The following is a 20,597-nucleotide window of genomic DNA, read 5'->3' as shown; positions in this document are numbered from 1 at the left end:
GTGGAAGCACTTACTATTCGTGTTGGCGCCCCCGGGCGCCAATTCTTCATCTTTCATCCCTCCTGAACAGACGAAAGCCATGTCCCAATCCTCGACCCGCATTCGCAAGGCCGTGTTTCCCGTAGCAGGCTTTGGCACCCGATTCCTGCCCGCCACGAAGGCGCAACCCAAGGAAATGCTGCCGGTGGTGGACAAGCCGCTGATCCAGTACGCGGTCGAGGAAGCGTATGCCGCCGGCATCCGCGACATGATCTTCGTCACCGGGCGCAACAAGCGCGCCATCGAAGACCACTACGACACCGCCTACGAGCTCGAATCGCAGCTCGAGGCCAGCGGCAAGACCGCCTTGCTCGAGATCGCCCGTTCGGTGATGCCCGAGGACATGACCTGCTCCTACGTGCGCCAGCCCCGCATGCTGGGCCTGGGCCACGCGGTGCTGTGCGCCGAGCACCTGGTCGGCGACGAACCCTTCGCCGTCCTGCTCGCCGATGACCTGATGGTCGGCCCGGACAACGGCGAGCCGGTGCTGGCGCAGATGACGCGGGTCTTCGATCGGCTCGGCGGCTCCTTGCTGGCGGTCCAGGAAGTCCCGCTGGAGCATGTCAAGCGTTACGGCATCGTCGCCGGCGAGGCGGTCGAGGAGGGCCTGGTCAAGGTCAACCGCATGGTCGAGAAGCCCAAGCCCGAAGAAGCGCCCTCGCGCCTGGGCGTTGCCGGCCGCTACATCCTCACGCCCGGGGTCTTCGCCGAGATCCGCAACCAGCCCAAGGGCGCGGGCGGCGAGATCCAGCTGACCGACGGCATCGCCGCCCTCATGAAGAAGGAATCGGTCCACGCCTACGCCTACAAGGGCACGCGCTACGACTGCGGCAGCAAGGAAGGCTTCCTGCAGGCCTCGGTCGAACTGGCCCTGGCCCATCCGGAAGTCGGCGCGACGTTCCGCGAATACCTCAAGAGCCTGGCGCTGTAGCCGACTCGAACAGCGGCTCGAGGAAGCCAATGACTTCCTCGTCGCCGATCGGGGTCAACGGCAAGCCGAAGTCGTCGATCAACTGCTGCACCAGCGACTGCGCCCACAGCGCGTTCATCGCCACGCCGCTGTGGTCGTCCGCCAGCACCGAATTGCGCGGGTCGTCGCCTACGCTGTGCGTCACCCGGATGCGGGGCCCGATGGCGATCGTCCTGTAGTCCGGCTTGCCGGCCGCCGTGCGGCTGCCGACGCGGGCCGCCAGCCATGCGCTGATGTCGGCGAAGGCGATGCGGGAATCACCCGCGGCGAGCCGGCGGATGGCGCCATTGAACTGGTCGAGCGACGCCTTGAAGTTCGCTGTTTCCTCCGCGCTCTGCCATCGATCCACATAGAGGGGATCGTCCGCCTCGCCGGCCACGCCGACCAGCACGATGCGCACCGACGGATGCGCGGCGTGGATCAGCGCGACCGCCCGTGCGATCTCGCGCGCGCAGTGCGCGGTGACGGCGCCCAGGGCCGGCGCGGACGGGTCCCTGGCCGCGAGCTCCACCTGCGACGTGAAGTCGTTGCTGCCGACCCGGATCACGACGACACCGCCGCGCCAGCGCTCGGGCTGCTGGTTCATCAGCGCCACCAGCCGGGGGGCCTGGCGGATCCGGTTGCCCATCAGGTGCTCGCAGGCGGCACCCGTGACGGCGAAGTTGTAGAGGTAGTCTTCCTTCCTCGGCACGCGCTGCCCGCTCAGGCCCAGGCACTCGCGCAGCCGGGCGACGCGGTTGCGCGAGCCCCAGCGCACCCAGGGCCCGAGATCGATTTCGTCCGGGCGCAGGCGGGCGAGAACCTCGGTCCATTGGAAGGTCAGCGGGCGAAAGGCGCCGCCGCGGTCGTGGGGCGCGACGAACACGAGGCTGTCCTGGTAGGAATGGCCGCCTGAATCGCCCAGCACCGCCAGGGAAATGGCGCCTGCTGCGGAAGGCGCCGGTCCGGTCATGCGTCGACCGTCGTGCGCCGGAGCCCCACCTCGTCCTCGAGCAGGCGCTGCACCGCGGGCAGATCGGCATCGAACCAGTCGTCTTCGTGGGCCTCGTTGCCGCAGAGGAAGAAGTGGCGCTGGCCCAGCCCGCAGGCCAGCGAATGGAAGTAGTTGCCGGCCACGCTGGTCGAGTAGAGGGCCACGAGGTCGATGTCGCCCGAGAAGAAGATGGTGCCGAGCCCGGCGCCGTGCGGCCCGAACACGATCTCGGCCCGGTGGAACAGCGACACCTGTTCTTCGAACGGGAGCTTTTCGAGCTGGACGCTGCGAAAGCCGTAGCCCTCGAGCAGCTCGACCAGCGCGTCCTCGTTGCGCACCCGGCGATGACCGGCGTTGCGCCGGCTGATGTAGAGCCGCTCGGTCTTCTCGTGGGTGGCCGGCAGGCCGAGGCGCTGGAAGATCGGGGCCCGGATCGCCTCGTAGTATTCCTTCGGCAGCACGCCCATGCACAGGCCCGAGGCCATGGACGCCCAGATGAAGCGCTCCGGCTGGATCCACGGATCGGCTTCGGCGTCCAGGTAGACCAGCTTGAAGTTCGGCGGCAGGACGCTTTCCAGCGTGAAGCGCTGGAAGCCGAGCGCCGTCGACGGCATGCAGACGGTCAGCGGCTGGCCGGCCATCGCCAGCTCGAGCGAGCGGACCTTGGGCAGGCAGTCGACCATCCAGTGCCAGAAGTTCTCGGAGTTGCAGTAGGCCAGGGTGGTCCACGCCCCCTCGACCCGCCGCACCGTGGCGGGCCGGCGCTGGCGAAAGGGCGGGTAGAGGAAGCGCCGATGCTCCATGCCCTTGTCGGCGATCAGCTTGAAGTCCTGGGTGCAGACCATGCCGCTGCGCACGAAGACGTTGGCGTCGGGAATCTCGCAGACGAACACGTCGGGCCGGTCGAACCAGCCGTCGTTGTAGTACTGGGCCACCCGGGTGAACGGGTCCTGGTCGCCGGCGCCGATCCGGACCCGCTCGGCCGGCAGCAGCACGCGCAGGTTGCGCACCCCTCCCCCGCGGGCGGCTTCCTCCTCGGGCAGGACGTAGCGGCCGATGAACTTTCCGGGCAAGAGGGCGACCTTGGCATCGACCGCCAGGTTGCGCAGGCGATGCACCTGCGCGCGGGCACCCGGAAAGACCTTGAGGAGCAGATCACGGACCGAGCCCTTGACCTGACGCAGGACCGCGGCGCCCATCTCAGCGGCGCCGCAGCACGTGGATGAACTCGTCGCCGACCGTCTGCTGGTCGACCAGGTCGTTGCCCGTCTGGCGGGCGAAGGCCTGGAAGTCGCGCACCGATCCGGCGTCGGTCGACACCACCTTCAGCAGCTCGCCGCTGTGCATCTCGTTGAGCGACTTCTTGGCCTTCAGGATGGGCAAGGGGCAGTTGAGGCCGCGGGTATCGAGTTCTTTGTGGATCTGCATGGCCGTTCCTTGAAACTGCGACGATTCTAGGAGGACGGCCGCGGCCATTCCATGAATTTGGGCTCGTGCCCGCGGGTGCGCAGCCAGTCCGCCAGCCCGTAGCCGGTGCCGGCCGGCCAGCAGCGCAGGTCGGGCAGGTCGTAGAGCCGGTAGTCCACCAGCTCGGGCGAGAGCGACACCTCGCCGTCGGCCACGGCGTGGTAGACGATGATGACCTGGTTCATGCGCTGGAAGTCGTAGACCCCGACCAGGTCGAGCGCACTCGCGTCGAGGTTCGTCTCTTCCTTGATTTCGCGCGCGATGCCCTCCTGCGGCGTTTCGCCGGCTTCCATGAAGCCGGTGATCAGCGCATAGGCCTTGTGGGCCCAGGCGGCGTTGCGGGCCAGCAGCACCTGGCCGCGGTATTCGATGATGGCGGCCAGCACCGGTGTCGGGTTGTTCCAGTGGGTCCAGCCGCAGGCCGGACAGCGCAGGCGCGACTTCGGGCCGCCGTCCTCGGCGAGTTCGATGGAGGCCAGCGGCGTGGCGCAGTCGGGGCAGAACTTGGGATGGGGCATGGGGCTCAGGCGGGGAAGACGCCGGTGGACAGGTAGCGGTCGCCGCGGTCGCAGACCACGAAGACGATCGTGGCGTTCTCGACCGTGCGGGCGATCTCGAGCGCCACCCACAACGCGCCGGCGGCCGAGATGCCGCCGAAGATGCCCTCTTCGCGCGCCAGCCGGCGGCACATCTCCTCGGCGTTGTCCTGGCTCACGTTGACCACCTGGTCGACCCGGCTCGGGTCGTAGATCTTCGGCAGGTATTCCTGGGGCCACTTGCGGATGCCGGGGATGCGCGAGCCTTCGTCGGGCTGGGCGCCGACGATGCGCACCGCCGGGTTCTTTTCCTTCAAGAAGCGCGACACGCCGGTGATGGTGCCGGTGGTGCCCATCGCGCTCACGAAATGGGTGACGCGCCCGCCGGTGTCGGCCCAGATCTCGGGGCCGGTGGTCTCGTAGTGGATGCGCGGATTGTCGGGATTGGCGAACTGGTCGAGCACCCGGCCCTTGCCCTGCTGCACCATCTGCTCGGCCAGATCGCGCGCGTACTCCATGCCGCCGCTCTTCGGGGTCAGCATCAGTTCGGCGCCGAAGGCCTTCATGGTCTGGGCGCGTTCGACCGACAGGTCCTCCGGCATGATCAGCACCATGCGGTAGCCCTTGATCGCCGCCGCCATCGCGAGGGCGATGCCGGTGTTGCCGGAAGTGGCCTCGATCAGCGTGTCGCCGGGCTTGATCTCGCCGCGCTCCTCGGCCCGCTTGATCATCGACAGGGCCGGGCGGTCCTTGACCGATCCGGCCGGGTTGTTGCCTTCGAGCTTGCCCAGGATCACGTTGCCCCGCTGCGCATTGGCCGCGGCGTCGATGCGCTGCAGCGCGACCAGCGGCGTTTTCCCAATCGCGTCTTCAATCGTCGGATATTGCATGGGGCCACTGTGCCATAATTTTGGGCTGCCTTCCTTCCGTGCCCGGGTGGTGAAATTGGTAGACGCAGGGGACTCAAAATCCCCCGCCGCAAGGCGTGCCGGTTCGATTCCGGCCCCGGGCACCACGTGTTTCGGCGCGCTGGTCAGGTTCGATCAAGCGGACGGCTCCATCTTGGAGCCCTCCTCCGACCCGCCAAGGTCTTGCCCGCTTCGGCGGGCTTTTTCTTGGCCGCGACCCGCCGCAGCGAAGCACGAGACAACCGCCGGCATCGAGGAACCGTCCTGAACGGGCGGGTGCCGAAGCCACCTCTACCAGCGCCGGGCGGTCGTCCACACCGAGTATGCGGCGCGAATCTGACGCCTGCATGAAGACCCACGACGGAAGGGTTTCTGTTGGAGCCGCTCAGGCCGGCGCTTCGACGCTGGCCACCGGGCGCCGGTCGCGCGTCGCCCAGTTGAACAGCGGCGTCGCCATCAGGGTCGTGAAGATCGCCATCAGCACCAGGATCGAGAACAGGCCCGGCAGGATGACGCCGGCCTGCAGCCCGATGTTGATGATGATCAGCTCCATCAGCCCGCGCGCATTCATCAGGGAACCGATCGCGAGCGCATCGCGCTGGCTCTCGCCGGCCGCCCGCGCCGCCGCCCAGCAGGCGATGCCCTTGCCGCAGAACGAGGCCGCCAGGATGGCGATGGCGCCGAGCAGGATGCCCGGCTCGAACAGCACCGCCAGCCGGGTGTTGAGGCCGGAATAGGTGAAGAACATCGGCAGCAGGAAGATGACGACGAAGGGCTGCAGCTGTTCGCGCAGCTTCTCGGTCAGCGCACCGCGCGGCAGCACCGCCCCGAGCAGGAAGCCGCCGAAGACCGCGTGGATGCCGATCGCGTCCATGGCAAAGGCGCTCAGGCAGAACAGCACCAGCACCAGGGCCAGCAGCGAGGCGCTCAGCGGTGCGTCCGGGCGCACGTGCGCGGCCAGCCGCTTGAGCAGCCGCGAGCCCACGAAGACCATGAACAGCGCATAGGCCACGCCGCCGCCGATCGCGGCATAGGCACCGCCCCAGGCGCCGCCGAAGCTCGCCAGCACCACGGCCAGGATGCACCAGGCCGCGGCATCGTCGACCGCGCCGGCCGTCAAGGCCAGCGTGCCCAGCGAGGTCCCGGCGAGGCCGCGTTCGTGGATGATCCGCGCCAGCATCGGAAAGGCGGTGATGGCGATCGCCGCGCCGAGGAACAGCGCGGCCTCCAGCGGCTTGGCGCGGGCCGAGAACAGGCCCGGAATCTCGTGCAGCCACGGCGCCAGCGCGAAGGCGAGCACGAAGGGCACCAGGATGCCCGCCGCCGACACCGACGCCGCGCTGCGGATGCGGCTCTTGAAATGGTCGGCCCGGAATTCCGTGCCGACCAGGAACATGTACAGGCCGACGCCCAGCTGGCCGCCCACGTACAGCATGGCCAGCGTTTCCTTGGGGAACAGGGCGCGCTGCAACTCGGGAAAGAAAAGCCCGAACAGCGACGGTCCGAGCATCACGCCGGCGATCATCTCCCCCACCACCTGGGGCTGGCCGACCCAGCGTGCCAGACGGCCCACGAGTTGGCAGATCGCGATGATGGCGGCGACCTGGAGGAAGAAATCGACGGAAAGCTGGGTCGTGGGCATCGCCCGATTTTGCCGTGCCGCAGCGGTTGCGCTGATGCGGGATGTTTCAGCCCGGCGCGAGCCCCGCCGCCACAGTCGGATAGCGCAGCCGCAGCCGCAGTTCGCGCTTCAGCCGGGTGTTGTCGAGCCGCCTCGATTCCCCCATGAAGCTCAGCAGCGACAAGGGCAGTTGGGCCTGCGCCTCGTCGCGGGCGATCCGGGGCGGCAGCGGCAGGCCGTAGAGGCGGGCGGCCAGGTCGATGTAGTCGCCCATCTTGATCTCGCTGTCGTCGCTGGCATGGAAGGCGCGCTGCGGCCCGCCGCGCCACAGCGCCGCGACGCAGGCGCGGGCCAGGTCGTCGGCATGGATGTGGTTGGTGTAGACGTCGTCCTCGGCCCGCAGCACCGGCGTGCCGCGGCGCAGCCGTTCGCGCGGCGTGCCGCCTTCGCGGTCGGGCGCGTAGATGCCCGGGATGCGCAGGATCCTCACCGCGACCCCGGCCCGGCCCAGCCAGCGCACGGTGCGCTCGGCATCGACGCGGCGGTGTGCGCGCGGCGTCTCGGGCCGCAGCGCGCGCGTCTCGGCGACCAGGGCGCCGCCGCAATCGCCGTAGACGCCGCTGGTCGAGCCATACACGAAGGCCGCGGGCAGCGACCGCAGGCGCAGGGCGCGCGCCAGCGCCAGCGTGCGGGCGTCGCGCCACCACGAGGCGCCCTCTTCCACGCGCGCCGGCGGCGCCAGATGGAGCACCCGGGTGGCCAGCCCCGACAGGCGGCGCAGCGAAGCCGGCCGGTCCAGGTCGGCCACGATCGGCGTCAGGCCCGCCTGCCGCAGCTGCGGCACCCGCGCGGGCGACGAGGTCAGCGCGATCAGCTGCAACCGGCCCCGCAGCAGCCCGGCCGCCCGCATCCCGACGTCGCCGCAACCGACCACCAGCACGCGCTGGCGCCGGAAGCGTGAAGGCCTCGCACCGAGGGGGCTGTTGATTGAGGGCAAAATCCGTTCTCCCTTTTGAGCAGAGAACGAAGAATACCCATGACCAGCGCAGCGCCGAGCGAAGCGGGCTTCCAGATCACGGTCGAACCGAGCGGGCGCCATTTCACCGCCCTGGCCGACGAGACCATCCTCGCGGCCGGCATTCGCCAGGGCATCGGCCTCCCCTATGGCTGCAAGGACGGCGCCTGCGGCTCGTGCAAATGCAAGAAGCTGTCGGGCATGGTCACCCTGGGCCCGCACCAGAGCAAGGCGCTCAGCGCCGAGGAGCAGCTCGCCGGCTACGTGCTGACCTGCTGCGCCCGCGCCGAGAGCGACGTGGTGCTCGAATCGCGCCAGGTGACCGAGGCCGGCGCCTTTCCGATCCGCAAGATGCCGGTGCGGGTGCAGGCGCTCGCCAGGCAGTCGCACGACGTGGTCCAGCTGCGCCTGCAGCTGCCCGCGGGCGAGCCCTTGCAGTTCCATGCCGGCCAGTACGTGGAGTTCATCCTGCGCGACGGCACGCGGCGCAGCTACTCGATGGCCAACGCGCCGCACACGCTGCAGCAGCCAGGCACCGGCCTCGAGCTGCACATCCGCCACCTGCCCGGCGGCAAGTTCACCGACCATGTCTTCGGCGCGATGAAGGAAAAGGAAATCCTGCGCATCGAGGGCCCCTACGGCAGCTTCTTCCTGCGCGAGGACTCCGACAAGCCGCTGGTCCTGCTGGCGTCGGGCACCGGCTTCGCACCGATCAAGGCGCTGCTGGAGCACATGAAGTTCAAGGGCATCGAACGCCCGGCGACGCTCTACTGGGGCGGCCGGCGGCCGGAAGACCTCTACATGGACGACTGGGTGCGCACCGAGCTGCAGCAGATGCCGAACCTGCGCTACGTGCCCGTGGTCTCCAACGCGGTGCCCGAGGACGATTGGCGCGGCCGCACCGGCTTCGTCCACCGGGCGGTGCTGGAAGATTTCGACGACCTGTCGGGCCACCAGGTCTATGCCTGCGGCGCGCCGGTGGTGGTCGATTCCGCCAAGCAGGACTACGTCGCGCAGCGCGGCCTGCCGGAAGAAGAGTTCTATGCCGACGCCTTCACGACCGAGGCCGACAAGGCCCTGCCCTGAGACAACCCCGATGCCATCCATGAAAGCCAGACACTTCCTCCTGACCCTCCTGTCGACCGCCGCCCTGCTGGCCGCGGGTACGGCGAGCGCCCAGCAACGGCCGATCCGGCTGATCGTCCCCTACGCCGCGGGCGGCCCGATCGACGTCACGGCGCGGGTGCTGGCCGAGCGCGTCAAGGACTCGCTGGGCACCGTCATCATCGACAACAAGCCCGGTGCGGGCGGCAACATCGGCGCCGACGCGGTGGCCAAGGCCGCCCCCGACGGCCTGACCATCGGCATCGCGGCCACCGCCACCAACGCGGTCAATCCCTGGCTCTACGCCAAGATGCCCTTCAACGCCGCCACCGACTTCGCGCCGGTGACGCAGATGGTGCGCGTGCCCAACGTGCTGGTGATGAACGCCGACACGGCCCAGCGGCTGAAGATCAACACCCTGGCCGACCTGATCGCGTATGGCAAGGCCAACCCCGGCAAGCTCAACTACGGCAGCGGCGGCAACGGCAGCGCCGGCCACCTGGCCGGCGAAATGTTCAAGAAGGACGCCGGCATCTTCGCGGTGCACATCCCGTACAACGGCGGCAACCCGGCCCAGCTGGCGCTGCTGTCGGGCCAGGTCGACTTCAATTTCGACAACCTGGCGACCGCGGCACCGAACATCCGCTCGGGCAAACTGAAGGCGATCGCGGTCACGACGGCGCAGCGCAGCAGCGCCCTGCCCGAGGTGCCGACGGTGGCCGCCACCTTGAAGGGCTTCTCGATCGACACCTGGTGGGGCCTGGTGGCACCGGCGGGCACGCCGCCCGAGGTGGTTGCCAAGCTCAACCACGCCTTCGTCGCCGCGCTCGATTCGCCCGACACCAAGACCCGTTTCGCGACGCTGCTGGCCGAACCCGTGGCCAGCACGCCGGATCAGTTCGGCGCCTTCATGAAGAGCGAGCTGGCCAAGTACGAAAAAGTCGTCAAGGCCACCGGCGCAAAAGTGGACTGATCACTCCCCGAGGTACGCGGCGCGTACCTTCGGGTCGCTCAGCATCACCTTGGCGTCGCCGCTCATGGTGATCAGGCCCGACTCCATCACGTAGCCGCGATCGGCCAGCTGCAGCGCGCGGCTGGCGTTCTGCTCCACCAGCAGCACCGTGACGCCCTGGTCGTAGACCTGCTTCACGACTTCGAAAATCTTGTCGACCATGATCGGCGACAGGCCCATCGAGGGCTCGTCGAGCAGCAGCACCTTCGGCCGTGCCATCAGCGCGCGGCCCATCGCCAGCATCTGCTGCTCGCCGCCCGACATGGTGCCGGCCAGCTGCGTGGCGCGCTCCTTGAGCCGCGGGAAGGTCGAAAACACGCGCTCGATGTCCTTCGCGATCTCGGCCTTGTCCTTGCGGATGTAGGCGCCGATCTGCAGGTTCTCGGTGATCGTCATGCGCGTGAACACGCCGCGCCCCTCGGGCACCATCACCAGGCCCTCGCCGACCAGGTCCCAGGCGCCGCGGCCCTTGATGCTCTTGCCGAGGAATTCGATGTCGCCGCCGATGAAGGGCAGCGTGCCGGTGATGGCCTTCATGGTGGTGGTCTTGCCGGCGCCGTTGGAGCCGATCAGCGACACCAGTTCGCCCTCGCGGACCTCGAAGTCGATCCCCTTGACGGCCTGGATGCCGCCGTAGGCGACCTTCACGCCGCTCACCTTCAGTAGTGTCTGTGCCATCTCAGTGTCCTCCCGTGCCGAGGTAGGCCTCGATCACCTTTTCGTTCTTCTGCACGTCGGCGGGGGTGCCCTCCGCGATCTGCTTGCCGTAGTCGAGCACCGTCACCCGGTCGCACAGGCCCATCACCAGCTTGACGTCGTGCTCGATCAGCAAGATGGTGCGGTTGTCCTTGCGGATGCGGTCGATCAGCTCGCGCAGCAGCACCTTCTCGGTCGCGTTCATGCCGGCGGCCGGCTCGTCGAGCGCGATCAGCTGCGGGTCGGTGGCCAGCGCGCGGGCAATTTCCAGTCGCCGCTGGTCGCCGTACGACAGCGTGCGGGCCTTGTAGTCGGCGAACTTGCCGATGCCGACGTACTCGAGCAGCTCATGCGCACGCTCGGTGATCGCCGCCTCCTCGGCCTTGAATCCCGGCGGGCGGAAGATCGCGCCGAAGACACCCGAATGGGTGCGCACGTGGCGTCCGACCATCACGTTCTCGAGCGCGGTCATCTCCGCGAACAGCCGGATGTTCTGGAAGGTGCGCGCGATGCCGGCCTTGGCGACCTCATGGACCGCGGTCGGCTGGTAGGGCTTGCCGGCCAGCTCGAAGCTGCCGCTGTCGGGCGTATAGAGCCCGGTGATCACGTTGAAGAAGGTGGTCTTGCCGGCGCCGTTGGGGCCGATCAGCCCGTAGACCTGGCCGCGCAGGATCTTGATGCCGACGTCGGAGAGGGCCTGCAGGCCGCCGAAGCGCTTGGAGATGCCGCGGACGTCGAGGATGGTTTCAGTCATGTTGCGTCCCTGGCTCACGGATTGATCGACATCGGACGCGAGGCGGCACCGGGCAGTTCATCGGCCGGCGTGTCGACGCCGGGCGCGGCCGCGGGCATGCCCGAGGCAGGCGGGGTGCCTCGGCGCGCCAGCGACTTCCCATGTTCGGGCGTCGGCCAGAGGCCGCGCGGACGCACCAGCATGATGATGATCATCGCCAGCGCGATGAACAGCTGGCGCAGGATCGAGGCGTCGAGCCGGCCGCCGGTCATCGACTGCAGCGGCCCGGCCACGTAGCGCAGCACCTCGGGCAGCGCGGCCAGCAGGACGGCGCCCAGGATCACGCCCGGCAGGTGGCCGATGCCGCCCAGCACCACCATCGCGACGATCATCACCGACTCCATCAGGCTGAAGGACTCGGGCGACACGAAGCCCTGGAACGACGCGAACATCGCGCCGGAGACGCCACCGAAGCTGGCGCCCATCGCGAAGGCCAGCAGCTTCATGTTGCGGGTGTTGATGCCCATCGCCTTGGCGGCGATCTCGTCTTCGCGGATCGCCATCCAGGCGCGGCCGATGCGCGAGACCTGCAGGCGATGCGAAATCACGATGGTGAAGATCACCAGCGCCAGGAACAGGTAGTAGTACAGAGTCACCGAGGAAATGGTGAAGCCGTCGAACTTCAGGGGCTTGCCCAGGTTCAGGCCCCAGAAATGGATCGGGTCGATGGCCGTGATGCCCTTCGGTCCGTTGGTGAGGTTGATCGGGTGGTCCAGGTTGTTCAGGAACACGCGGATGATCTCGCCGAAGCCGAGCGTCACGATCGCCAGATAGTCGCCGCGCAGCTTGAGCGTGGGCGCCCCCAGCAATGCGCCGAACAACGCCGCCAGCCCCAGTGCCGCAGGGATCACCAGCAGCAGCGAACTGTGCAGCCCGTTCGGGAACATGGCCTTGACGGCCGGGAAGGTGTCGGTCAGGTGCGGCGACCCCAGCAGCGCATACAGATAGGCGCCGATGGCGAAGAAGGCCACGTAGCCCAGGTCGAGCAGGCCGGCGTAGCCGACCACGATGTTGAGGCCGAGCGCCAGCATCACGTAGAGCAGGGCGATGTCGGCGATCCGGACCCAGGCATTGCCCTGGCTCTGCAGCAGCAGCGGCAGGGCCAGGACCACGACCATGCCGATCGCGTACAGGAGGATGTTCTTGCTGTTCTTCATGGTTCGGTCCTCAGGCCCGGTCCGCCACCCGCTCGCCGAGCAGGCCGGAAGGCCGCAGCGTGAGCATGATGATCAGCACGATGAAGGCGAAGATGTCGCTGTAGTGGCTGCCCAGCACGTCGCCGGTCAAGGCGCCGATGTAGCCCGAGCCGATGGCTTCGATCAGCCCCAGCAGGATGCCGCCGACCACCGCCCCGGCGAGGTTGCCGATGCCGCCGAACACGGCGGCCGTGAAGGCCTTGAGCCCGGGGATGAAGCCCATCGCGTGCTGCGCGATGCCGTAGTTCGAGGCGTACATCACGCCCGCCACCGCCGCCAGCACGGCGCCGATGATGAAGGTGGCGGAGATCACCATGTCCGGGCGGATGCCCATCAACGCGGCCACCCGCGGGTTCTCCGCCGTGGCGCGCATCGCCCGCCCCAGCTTGGTGTAGTTGACCAGCCAGCTGAGCACCGCCAGGCAGATCGCGGTCACCGCCAGGATCATCACCTGGGTCGGCGAGATCACCGCGCCGCCGACATGGATCGGCGTGGTCGACAGCAGGTTCGGATAGGCCTTGTTGGTCGGCTTCCAGATGATCATCGCCAGCGTCTGCAGCAGGATCGACATGCCGATCGCGGTGATCAGCGGCGCCAGCTTGGGGCTGTTGCGCAGCGGCCGGTAGGCCACTTTCTCGATCACGAAGTTGAGCGTGGCGGCGACCACGCAGGCGATCAGCAGCGCGATCAGCAGGATCAGCCAGCCCGGCGTGCCGGGCATCGACTCCTGCATGAGCCCGATGATGCTCCAGCTGGTCAGGGCCCCGACCATGAGCACTTCACCGTGCGCGAAATTGATGAGGTTGATGATGCCGTACACCATGGTATAGCCCAAGGCTATCAAGGCGTACATGCTGCCCAGAACCAGACCGTTGATGATCTGCTGCAGCAAGATGTCCATAACGAGAATCCCTTTTTTTGTGTTTGACGCCCTCGAGAGGCGCCGGCTGACCCCTGGCGCTCTGGTTGGAGCGCTGGGGTTTCACTTAGCAAAAAACCCGCCAGCATGTGACGACGGCGGGTTTGTGGCGGGATTGTAATTTCGCGCGAACGCCGTTCCGGTGCGGTTTCGACGGGGTTTTCCCGCTGGCGCACGCGGGAAGTGCGTCCACGGGCGCGCAGCGCGCAAGGGAGTATCGGCCGGCCGACCCGGCGCGTCAGCTGGCCGCGTCCGTATTGCGTTTTCGCAGCTCGCGCAGCTTTTCCGCGATGCGGATTTCGAGCCCGCGCTCCACCGGACGGTAGAAGGGTGGCGCGTCGAGGCCCTCGGGCAGGTAGGTCTCGCCGGCCGCGAAACCGCCCTCCTCGTCGTGGGCGTAGCGGTAGCCCTTGCCGTAGTCGAGCTGCTTCATGAGCTTGGTCGGGGCGTTGCGCAGGTGCATCGGCACCGGCCGCGTGCCGTCCGACTTGATGAAGGCCTTGACCTCGTTGTAGGCCTTGTAGACCGCATTCGATTTCGGCGCCACGGCCAGGTAGACCACGCACTGGGCCAGCGCCAGCTCGCCCTCGGGGCTGCCGAGCCGCTCGTAGACCTCGGCCGCATCGAGTGCCAGCCGCAGCGCGCGGGGGTCGGCCAGGCCGATGTCCTCGCTGGCCATGCGAACCAGCCGGCGCGCCATGTAGCGCGGATCGGCACCGCCGTCGAGCATGCGCACGAACCAGTACAGCGCGGCATCGGGATCGCTGCCGCGCACCGACTTGTGCAGCGCGGAGATGGTGTCGTAGAACTGCTCGCCGCCCTTGTCGTAGCGGCGCAGCCGCTCGCCGAGCACGCGCAGCAGCCAGGCATCGGTGATGGTGTCGAGCTTCTCGGCGCCGGCGGCGACCGCCAGCGTCTCCAGGGTGTTGAGCAGGCGCCGGGCGTCGCCGTCGGCATACGCGACCAGCCGGTCGACCGCCTCGGCGTCGATCGCCGGCACCGCCTGGATGGCCTGGGCCCGCTCGACGATCTGCTGCAGATCGGCTTCGCCGAGCGGCTGCAGCACGTACACCGCGGCGCGCGACAGCAGGGCCGAGTTGACCTCGAAGGACGGGTTCTCCGTGGTGGCGCCGATGAAGGTGAACAGGCCCGACTCCACATGCGGCAGGAAGGCGTCCTGCTGGCTCTTGTTGAAGCGATGCACCTCGTCGACGAACACGATGGTGCGGCGCTGCTCCAGCCCGTCGCGCGCGGAGGTGGCGCGCTCGACCGCCTCGCGGATGTCCTTCACGCCGCCGAGCACGGCGCTGATGCTCAGGAACTGGGCGTCGAAGGCATCGGCCATCAGGCGCGCGATCGTCGTCTTGCCGACGCCGGGCGGGCCCCACAGGATGCACGAATGCGGCTGGCCCGACTCGAAGGCGATGCGCAGCGGCATGCCCGCACCGAGCAGGTGCTGCTGGCCGATGACTTCTCCCAGCGTCCGGGGGCGCAGTCGTTCGGCGAGGGGCGGGAGGTTGGAAGTGGCCATCCGCGGCCGGCGCTACTGGCGGATCACGTCGGCACCGCTCGGCACCTTGAACTGGAAGGTCGAGGCCGGCAGCGACGGATTGACTTCGACCTTGCCAAACTTCAGCACCGAGCGCTGGCCGAAACTGTCGAGGATCTCGAGCGCGGACAGGGCCTCGCCCTGGAAGCCGATCTGCACGCTCTGCAACTGGCCGTCCCGGCTCTTGGGCGTGGCCTTGACCCATTGCAGGCCGTCGCGGTCGGCGGTGTCCTCCAGCGTGAAGTCGGCCTGCAGGGCCCGCAGGTCGGGTGCGGCGGCGATCAGCGCGGCGGGCGTGGCGCCCAGCGCCTGGGCCTGCTTGCGTTGCGTCACCTGGTTGAGGTCGGCATCGTAGAGCCACAGCGTCTCGCCGTCGGCGACGATGTTCTGCACGAAGGGCTTCTGGTAGTCGAACCTGAACTTGCCCGGGCGCTGGAACGCGAAGCTGCCGGTCGACACCTTGGGCCGGGAGGCCTGCCCTTCCTTGGGCGGAGCGGTCACCGTCTGCGTGAAATCGGCGCGGCCGGACTTCACCGTCTTCACGAAGGCCTCGAGGCTTTCGAGGCCGCCCGCCCAGGCGCCGCCCGCCAGCACGGCCAGCGCCACACCCGCAATCAATTTCTTCATCTGGACTCCGTTCACTCGGCCCGGGCCGGCACCAGGATCTCGCGCTGGCCGCTGCCGCTCATGGCGCTCACCAGGCCGGCGTTCTCCATGTCCTCGACCAGCCGCGCCGCCCGGTTGTAGCCGATCTTCAGGTGGCGCTGGACCAGCGAGATGCTGGCCTTGCGGTGCTTCAGAACCACCTCGACCGCCTGGTCGTACATCGGGTCCTTCTCGCCGCCGCCATCTCCACCGCCCTCGCCCAGCAGATCGCCGTCGCCATCGACCGTACCGCCTTCGAGCACGCCTTCGATGTAGTCCGGCTCCCCTTGCGACTTGAGGTAGGCGACCACGCGGTGCACTTCCTCGTCGCTGACGAAGGCGCCGTGCACACGCACCGGCAGACCGGTGCCGCTCGGCATGTAGAGCATGTCGCCCATGCCGAGCAGGGCCTCGGCGCCCATCTGGTCGAGGATGGTGCGCGAATCGATCTTGCTCGACACCTGGAAGGCGATGCGGGTCGGGATGTTGGCCTTGATCAGGCCGGTGATCACGTCGACGCTGGGCCGCTGGGTCGCCAGGATCAGGTGGATGCCGGCCGCCCGGGCCTTCTGCGCCAACCGGGCGATCAGCTCCTCGATCTTCTTGCCGACCACCATCATCAGGTCGGCCAGCTCGTCGATCACCACCACGATGTGCGGCTCGCGCGCCAGCGGCTCGGGGCTGTCGGGCGTCAGGCTGAAGGGGTTGTAGATGAACTCCTCGCGCGCCTTGGCCTCGTCGATCTTCTGGTTGTAGCCGGCCAGGTTGCGCACGCCCAGCTTGCTCATCAGCTTGTAGCGGCGCTCCATCTCGGCCACGCACCAGTTCAGGCCGTGGGCCGCCTGGCGCATGTCGGTCACCACCGGCGCCAGCAGGTGCGGGATGCCTTCGTAGACCGACATCTCGAGCATCTTCGGGTCGATCATGAGCAGGCGCACGTCGCGCGCCTCGGCCTTGTACAGCAGGCTCAGAATCATCGCGTTGATGCCGACCGACTTGCCCGAGCCGGTGGTGCCGGCGACCAGCACGTGCGGCATCTTGGCCAGGTCGGCCACCACCGGATTGCCGATGATGTCCTTGCCCAGGCCCATCGTGAGCATCGACTTGCCCTCGTTGTAGACCTGCGAGCCGAGGATTTCGCTCAGCCTGATCGACTGCCGCTTGGCGTTCGGCAACTCGAGCGCCATGTAGTTCTTGCCCGGAATGGTCTCGACCACGCGGATCGACACCAGCGACAGCGAACGCGCCAGGTCCTTCGCGAGGCCCACGATCTGCGAGCCCTTGACGCCTGTGGCGGGCTCGATCTCGTAGCGCGTGATCACCGGGCCGGGCGAAGCCAGCACCACGCGCACCTCGACGCCGAAGTCCTTGAGCTTCTTCTCGATCATGCGCGAGGTCATCTCGAGCGTGTCGGCCGACACCGTTTCCTGGCGCGCCTGCGCGGCATCGAGCAGGTCGACCTGCGGCAGCTTGCTGTCGGGCAGTTCGCGGAACAGCGGCTTCTGGCGCTCCTTCGCCACCCGGTCGCTCTTGGGCACCTCGGCCAGGGCCGGCTCGATCTGGACCGGTGGCGAAGGCGCGCGCCGCTTGAGCCGCGGCAGGATGCGCAGTTCTTCGTCGGGCACTTCGGGTTCGGGCCCGCTGTCGATCGCGGACAGCTCCTCGCGCTCGCGCACCGCCTGCTTGCCCATGGCGATGTCCTGGGCGATCTCGCGCTTCTCGCGCCGCGACTCGAACAGCGAATACAGGCGCGAGCCGATGCGCTCGGCGATCTGGCCCCAGGAAAAGCGGAACACCAGGGCCGAGCCGATGACGCCGGCGGCGATCGCGATCAGCGCCGAGCCGGTGAAGCCCATCCACTTGACGCTGGCCGGACCCACCAGGTAGCCGAGCACCCCGCCCCCATGCCCGGGCAGGCGGAATTCGAGCCGATAGAGGCGCGACCATTCGAGCATGGCGCTGGCGCACAGCAGCAGGATCAGGCCGAACCAGAAGGCCAGGCGACTGCGATTGAAGGGCCCCCGCGGCGCCTGCTCGCCCGCGGCCGCCTCGCCGCCGCGCATCCACCCGGCCAGCGACGACAGCCAGACCCGCAGGCCGGCGGCCAGGCACCACCAGACCGAGTAGCCGGCCAGGAAATAGCTGGCGTCGGCCAGCCAGGCACCGATGCGGCCGCCCCAGTTCTTGACCTCGCCGCCGGTGCCCGACGTCGACCAGGCGGCGTCCGAGGGCGTGAAGCTCAGCATTGCGAACAGCCAGAACAGCAGCACCACGAAACCGGCGATCAGCGTGATCTCGTGGGCGAAGCGCATCGCGCGCAGCCGCACCGGCTGCGGCTCGCCGGCCGCGGAATTTTGAAGGGTATTGAGCGAATAAGTCATGAAAGGCACGCCGTCCGGCCCGCGATGGCGGGCAGGAGATCCGGCAAAACTACAACGAAAACGCCCACGGCCGCGTTGTCAGGGCCGGCGACGTTGTGGCCGGCACGCTGCGGCGCCGCCGGCCTGACGGTCAGGTGAGCGATGAGAGCCGTTCCTTGACGATCATCGAGCCATCGACCTGGGTCTGGACGAAGCCGCGCTCCTCCAGGTCCTTCATGACGCGACTGACCATCTCGCGCGAAGCGCCGACCATCTTGGCCAGGTCCTGGCGCGAGATCTTGTCGCGCACCTTGAGGTTGCCCTCGCCATCGTCGACCGCGAATTCGAGCAGCGAACGCGCCACGCGGCCGTAGACATCCATCAGCGCCAGCGATTCGATCTTGCGGTCGGCATGGCGCAGGCGCGCCACCAGGCCGCGCATGATGTTGTAGGACATCGAGGAGTTCTCCGGCAGGCAGCGCGCGAAGGCGTCCCGGCCAAGCATCAGCACGTCGGTCTGGATCTCGGTGCGCACCGTGGCCGAATGCGGCTCGTCGTCGATCATGCTCATCTCCCCGACATAGTCGCCCGGATGCAGCGTCGCCAGGATGACTTCCCGGCCGCGGCTGTCGGTGCTCATGACGCGGGCGCGGCCGGTCAGGATGATGTAGAGCGCGTCCGACTTCTTGCCCTGTTCGACCACCACCTCGGCGCGCTTGAAGCGCTTCTTGACGATCGCGTCCGCGATGCTCGCGGACTGGGCGGGCGTGAGCGCTGCGAACAACGGCACGCGACGGAGCAACTCAAGATTGGACAACATCGACATTCATCAATCCCCGATACGGCGCGATTGCATCACCGATGGATTCATACAATCGCCCCCATTGAAAGGAGCCACCAGCCGGGCTTGAACCGAACGGTGATACTCCATATCTATCAAACACCCTGAAAATGTACACGCTGCTGCAGCGCCAATCCTAGGTTTTCTACTCATGTCATCCCCTCGCCACGCTAAGGTTCTCATTCTCGGCTCCGGTCCGGCCGGCTACACGGCGGCAGTCTACGCGGCGCGCGCCAACCTCGAACCGATGCTGATCACCGGCATGGCCCAGGGCGGCCAGCTCATGACCACCACCGAAGTGGACAACTGGCCGGCCGACGTCCACGGCGTGCAGGGTCCCGACCTGATGCAGCGCTTCCTGGAACACGCCGAGCGCTTCAAGACCGACATCGTCTTCGACCACATCAACAAGGTCGACTTCAGCCAGCGCCCCTTCACCCTGACCGGCGACAGCGGCATCTACACCTGCGACGCGCTGATCATCGCCACCGGTGCCTCGGCCAAGTACCTGGGGCTCGACTCCGAGCAGCATTTCATGGGCCGCGGCGTCTCGGGCTGCGCCACCTGCGACGGCTTCTTCTACCGCGAGCAGGGAGTCTGCGTGGTCGGCGGCGGCAACACAGCGGTCGAGGAGGCACTGTACCTGTCGAACATCGCCAGCAAGGTCACGCTGGTGCATCGGCGCGACAAGTTCCGCGCCGAGCCGATCCTGATCGACAAGCTGCACGCCAAGGTGGCCGAGGGCAAGATCGAGCTCAAGGTGCACAACACGCTGGAACAGGTGCTCGGCGACGACTCGGGCGTGACCGGCATCCGGCTCAAGAACACCCAGACCGGCGCCACCGAGGACCTGCAGCTCAAGGGCTGCTTCATCGCGATCGGCCACCACCCGAACACCGACATCTTCCAGGGCCAGCTCGAGATGAAGGACGGCTACATCCTGACCCGCTCGGGCCTGCAGGGCTTCGCGACCATGACCAGCGTGCCCGGCGTGTTCGCCGCCGGCGACGTGCAGGACAACATCTACCGCCAGGCCATCACCAGCGCCGGGACCGGCTGCATGGCCGCCCTCGACGCCCAGCGCTTCCTCGAGCAGGAGTAAGCGGCACCGCTGGAGCCAGGGCGGCGATTGGGCTATAATCCAAGGCTTTGCCGAAATTGACCCTTAGCGGGTCGGGGCGGCAAGCCGGGGTACCGCCACCCGTTTTCTGGCGAGGTCAAGCTGCAAACCACCCACGCAACCCTGCTGCGTTGCCTTGGTGCCAGCTGTTCAAGAAAGAGTGTCCAACATGGCACGCGTCTGCGAAGTCACGGGCAAAGGCCCGATGGTCGGAAACAATGTTTCCCACGCCAACAACAAAACCAAGCGCCGGTTCCTGCCGAACCTGCAATACCGTCGTTTCTGGGTCGAAACGGAAAACCGCTGGGTTCGCCTGCGGGTTTCGAGCGCTGCCCTGCGCCTGATCGACAAGAACGGCATCGACGCCGTGCTCGCAGACCTGCGCGCACGCGGCCAAGCTTAAGGAGCTGAATCATGGCAACGAGCAAAGGCGGACGCGAGAAGATCAAGCTGGAATCCACCGCGGGTACCGGCCATTTCTACACGACCAGCAAGAACAAGAAGACGATGCCTGAAAAGATGTCGATCATGAAGTTCGACCCGAAGGCGCGCAAGCACGTCGAATACAAGGAAATCAAGCTGAAGTAATTCGGCGCTTCCAATAAAAAACCCGCTGCGATCCAGCGGGTTTTTTGTTGCCCGTCAATTCTTGCAGGCGAGAAAAAGCCGGCTCGAGGCCGGCTTTTTCAGGGGGTGAGCCGCAGGGTCAGGCGCGGGCGGCACGCAGGCGGGTGGAGAACTCGCGCAGGCCGGCGATGCCGCTGGCCTCGGCGCGGTGGCACCAGGCGGCCAGGTCGGCGGCCAGCTGCTCGCGCGAATGCGAGGTGTTGAGC

The 20,597-nt window shown here is 67.7% G+C and carries 22 protein-coding genes and 1 tRNA gene; 7 read left to right on the top strand and 16 right to left on the bottom strand.

The window, feature by feature from the left end; translation table 11 throughout:
* The first annotated feature begins 79 nt into the window (after window positions 1–79).
* On the top strand, window positions 80–970 hold the full coding sequence (galU, locus tag QTI33_RS34500) for a UTP--glucose-1-phosphate uridylyltransferase GalU (RefSeq protein ID WP_286511148.1): 891 nt from the start codon (window positions 80–82) through the stop codon (window positions 968–970).
* Here the strand turns inward: galU and QTI33_RS34495 are convergent.
* Genes QTI33_RS34495 through cysM form a run of 5 tightly spaced genes read right to left on the bottom strand, consistent with a single transcriptional unit; the run spans window position 951 to window position 4,875 of the window.
* Window positions 951–1,961 (bottom strand): SGNH/GDSL hydrolase family protein, encoded by a 1,011-nt coding sequence (locus QTI33_RS34495; RefSeq protein WP_286511146.1) that lies wholly within the window; start codon window positions 1,959–1,961, stop codon window positions 951–953. The two genes, galU and QTI33_RS34495, sit on opposite strands and share 20 nt — an antisense overlap.
* On the bottom strand, window positions 1,958–3,181 hold the full coding sequence (locus QTI33_RS34490; RefSeq protein WP_286511144.1) for a glycosyltransferase family 61 protein: 1,224 nt from the start codon (window positions 3,179–3,181) through the stop codon (window positions 1,958–1,960). Before QTI33_RS34490 ends, QTI33_RS34495 begins: the two co-directional genes overlap by 4 nt.
* 1 nt (window position 3,182) lies before the next feature.
* The gene (locus QTI33_RS34485; RefSeq protein WP_286511143.1) at window positions 3,183–3,410 is read right to left on the bottom strand and encodes a sulfurtransferase TusA family protein; all 228 of its coding nucleotides are present in this window, start codon (window positions 3,408–3,410) and stop codon (window positions 3,183–3,185) included.
* Window positions 3,411–3,436: 26 nt separating this feature from the next.
* Window positions 3,437–3,967, bottom strand: a complete 531-nt coding sequence (locus QTI33_RS34480; protein ID WP_286511141.1) for an NUDIX hydrolase — start codon at window positions 3,965–3,967, stop codon at window positions 3,437–3,439.
* Window positions 3,968–3,972: 5 nt separating this feature from the next.
* Window positions 3,973–4,875: a cysteine synthase CysM gene (cysM, locus tag QTI33_RS34475; protein WP_286511138.1), complete on the bottom strand. Its 903-nt coding sequence runs from the start codon at window positions 4,873–4,875 to the stop codon at window positions 3,973–3,975.
* A gap of 40 nt (window positions 4,876–4,915) precedes the next feature.
* On the opposite strand from cysM, the gene QTI33_RS34470 reads away from it, so the two are divergent.
* A tRNA-Leu gene (locus tag QTI33_RS34470) sits at window positions 4,916–5,000 on the top strand.
* Window positions 5,001–5,278: 278 nt separating this feature from the next.
* On the opposite strand, the gene QTI33_RS34465 is transcribed toward QTI33_RS34470, so the two are convergent.
* Window positions 5,279–6,535, bottom strand: a complete 1,257-nt coding sequence (locus QTI33_RS34465) for a cation:proton antiporter (protein WP_286511137.1) — start codon at window positions 6,533–6,535, stop codon at window positions 5,279–5,281.
* Between the two features lie 46 nt (window positions 6,536–6,581).
* Window positions 6,582–7,511, bottom strand: coding sequence for an NAD-dependent epimerase/dehydratase family protein (locus QTI33_RS34460; RefSeq protein ID WP_286511135.1), 930 nt, complete (start codon window positions 7,509–7,511; stop codon window positions 6,582–6,584).
* A 39-nt stretch (window positions 7,512–7,550) separates the two neighbouring features.
* Here QTI33_RS34460 and QTI33_RS34455 point away from each other — a divergent pair, with 39 nt between their 5' ends.
* On the top strand, window positions 7,551–8,615 hold the full coding sequence (locus QTI33_RS34455; protein ID WP_286511133.1) for a CDP-6-deoxy-delta-3,4-glucoseen reductase: 1,065 nt from the start codon (window positions 7,551–7,553) through the stop codon (window positions 8,613–8,615).
* Between the two features lie 19 nt (window positions 8,616–8,634).
* Window positions 8,635–9,606: a Bug family tripartite tricarboxylate transporter substrate binding protein gene (locus QTI33_RS34450; RefSeq protein ID WP_286511131.1), complete on the top strand. Its 972-nt coding sequence runs from the start codon at window positions 8,635–8,637 to the stop codon at window positions 9,604–9,606.
* Here the strand turns inward: QTI33_RS34450 and QTI33_RS34445 are convergent, their stop codons facing one another.
* The 8 genes from QTI33_RS34445 to QTI33_RS34410 form a co-directional block, all read right to left on the bottom strand.
* A complete protein-coding gene (locus QTI33_RS34445; protein ID WP_286511129.1) occupies window positions 9,607–10,323 on the bottom strand; it encodes an ABC transporter ATP-binding protein in 717 nt (238 codons plus the stop codon).
* A gap of 1 nt (window position 10,324) precedes the next feature.
* Window positions 10,325–11,095 carry an ABC transporter ATP-binding protein gene (locus QTI33_RS34440; RefSeq protein ID WP_286511127.1) on the bottom strand — a complete coding sequence of 257 codons (771 nt, stop codon included), beginning with the start codon at window positions 11,093–11,095 and terminating at the stop codon, window positions 10,325–10,327.
* A 14-nt stretch (window positions 11,096–11,109) separates the two neighbouring features.
* The gene (locus QTI33_RS34435; protein WP_286511125.1) at window positions 11,110–12,291 is read right to left on the bottom strand and encodes a branched-chain amino acid ABC transporter permease; all 1,182 of its coding nucleotides are present in this window, start codon (window positions 12,289–12,291) and stop codon (window positions 11,110–11,112) included.
* A 10-nt stretch (window positions 12,292–12,301) separates the two neighbouring features.
* A complete protein-coding gene (locus tag QTI33_RS34430; RefSeq protein ID WP_286511123.1) occupies window positions 12,302–13,231 on the bottom strand; it encodes a branched-chain amino acid ABC transporter permease in 930 nt (309 codons plus the stop codon).
* Between the two features lie 256 nt (window positions 13,232–13,487).
* Window positions 13,488–14,780 carry a replication-associated recombination protein A gene (locus QTI33_RS34425; protein ID WP_286511122.1) on the bottom strand — a complete coding sequence of 431 codons (1,293 nt, stop codon included), beginning with the start codon at window positions 14,778–14,780 and terminating at the stop codon, window positions 13,488–13,490.
* 12 nt (window positions 14,781–14,792) lie between these two features.
* A complete protein-coding gene (gene lolA / locus QTI33_RS34420) occupies window positions 14,793–15,425 on the bottom strand; it encodes an outer membrane lipoprotein periplasmic chaperone LolA (protein ID WP_286511120.1) in 633 nt (210 codons plus the stop codon).
* Window positions 15,426–15,436: 11 nt separating this feature from the next.
* A complete protein-coding gene (locus tag QTI33_RS34415) occupies window positions 15,437–17,824 on the bottom strand; it encodes a DNA translocase FtsK (RefSeq protein WP_286511118.1) in 2,388 nt (795 codons plus the stop codon).
* A 130-nt stretch (window positions 17,825–17,954) separates the two neighbouring features.
* Window positions 17,955–18,629, bottom strand: coding sequence for a Crp/Fnr family transcriptional regulator (locus QTI33_RS34410; RefSeq protein ID WP_286511116.1), 675 nt, complete (start codon window positions 18,627–18,629; stop codon window positions 17,955–17,957).
* 166 nt (window positions 18,630–18,795) lie between these two features.
* Between QTI33_RS34410 and trxB the strand changes: the two genes are divergently transcribed.
* The 3 genes from trxB to rpmG all read left to right on the top strand — a co-directional run bounded on the left by trxB (window position 18,796) and on the right by rpmG (window position 20,352).
* A complete protein-coding gene (trxB, locus tag QTI33_RS34405) occupies window positions 18,796–19,746 on the top strand; it encodes a thioredoxin-disulfide reductase (protein ID WP_286511114.1) in 951 nt (316 codons plus the stop codon).
* Between the two features lie 187 nt (window positions 19,747–19,933).
* On the top strand, window positions 19,934–20,167 hold the full coding sequence (rpmB, locus tag QTI33_RS34400) for a 50S ribosomal protein L28 (RefSeq protein ID WP_028251282.1): 234 nt from the start codon (window positions 19,934–19,936) through the stop codon (window positions 20,165–20,167).
* Between the two features lie 11 nt (window positions 20,168–20,178).
* Complete coding sequence (gene rpmG / locus QTI33_RS34395; protein ID WP_007830291.1) at window positions 20,179–20,352, top strand: 50S ribosomal protein L33; 174 nt, start codon at window positions 20,179–20,181, stop codon at window positions 20,350–20,352.
* A gap of 118 nt (window positions 20,353–20,470) precedes the next feature.
* Here rpmG and QTI33_RS34390 read toward each other — a convergent pair.
* A partial coding sequence (locus QTI33_RS34390) for a DesA/ISL3 alpha bundle tail domain-containing protein (protein ID WP_444814927.1) occupies window positions 20,471–20,597 on the bottom strand: 127 nt, incomplete at its 5' end.

This window comes from Variovorax davisae (assembly GCF_030316845.1).
GTDB lineage: Bacteria > Pseudomonadota > Gammaproteobacteria > Burkholderiales > Burkholderiaceae_C > Variovorax > Variovorax davisae.
Note: the sequence above shows the minus strand (reverse complement) of the source record. Positions and strands in the feature narration are given on the sequence as shown.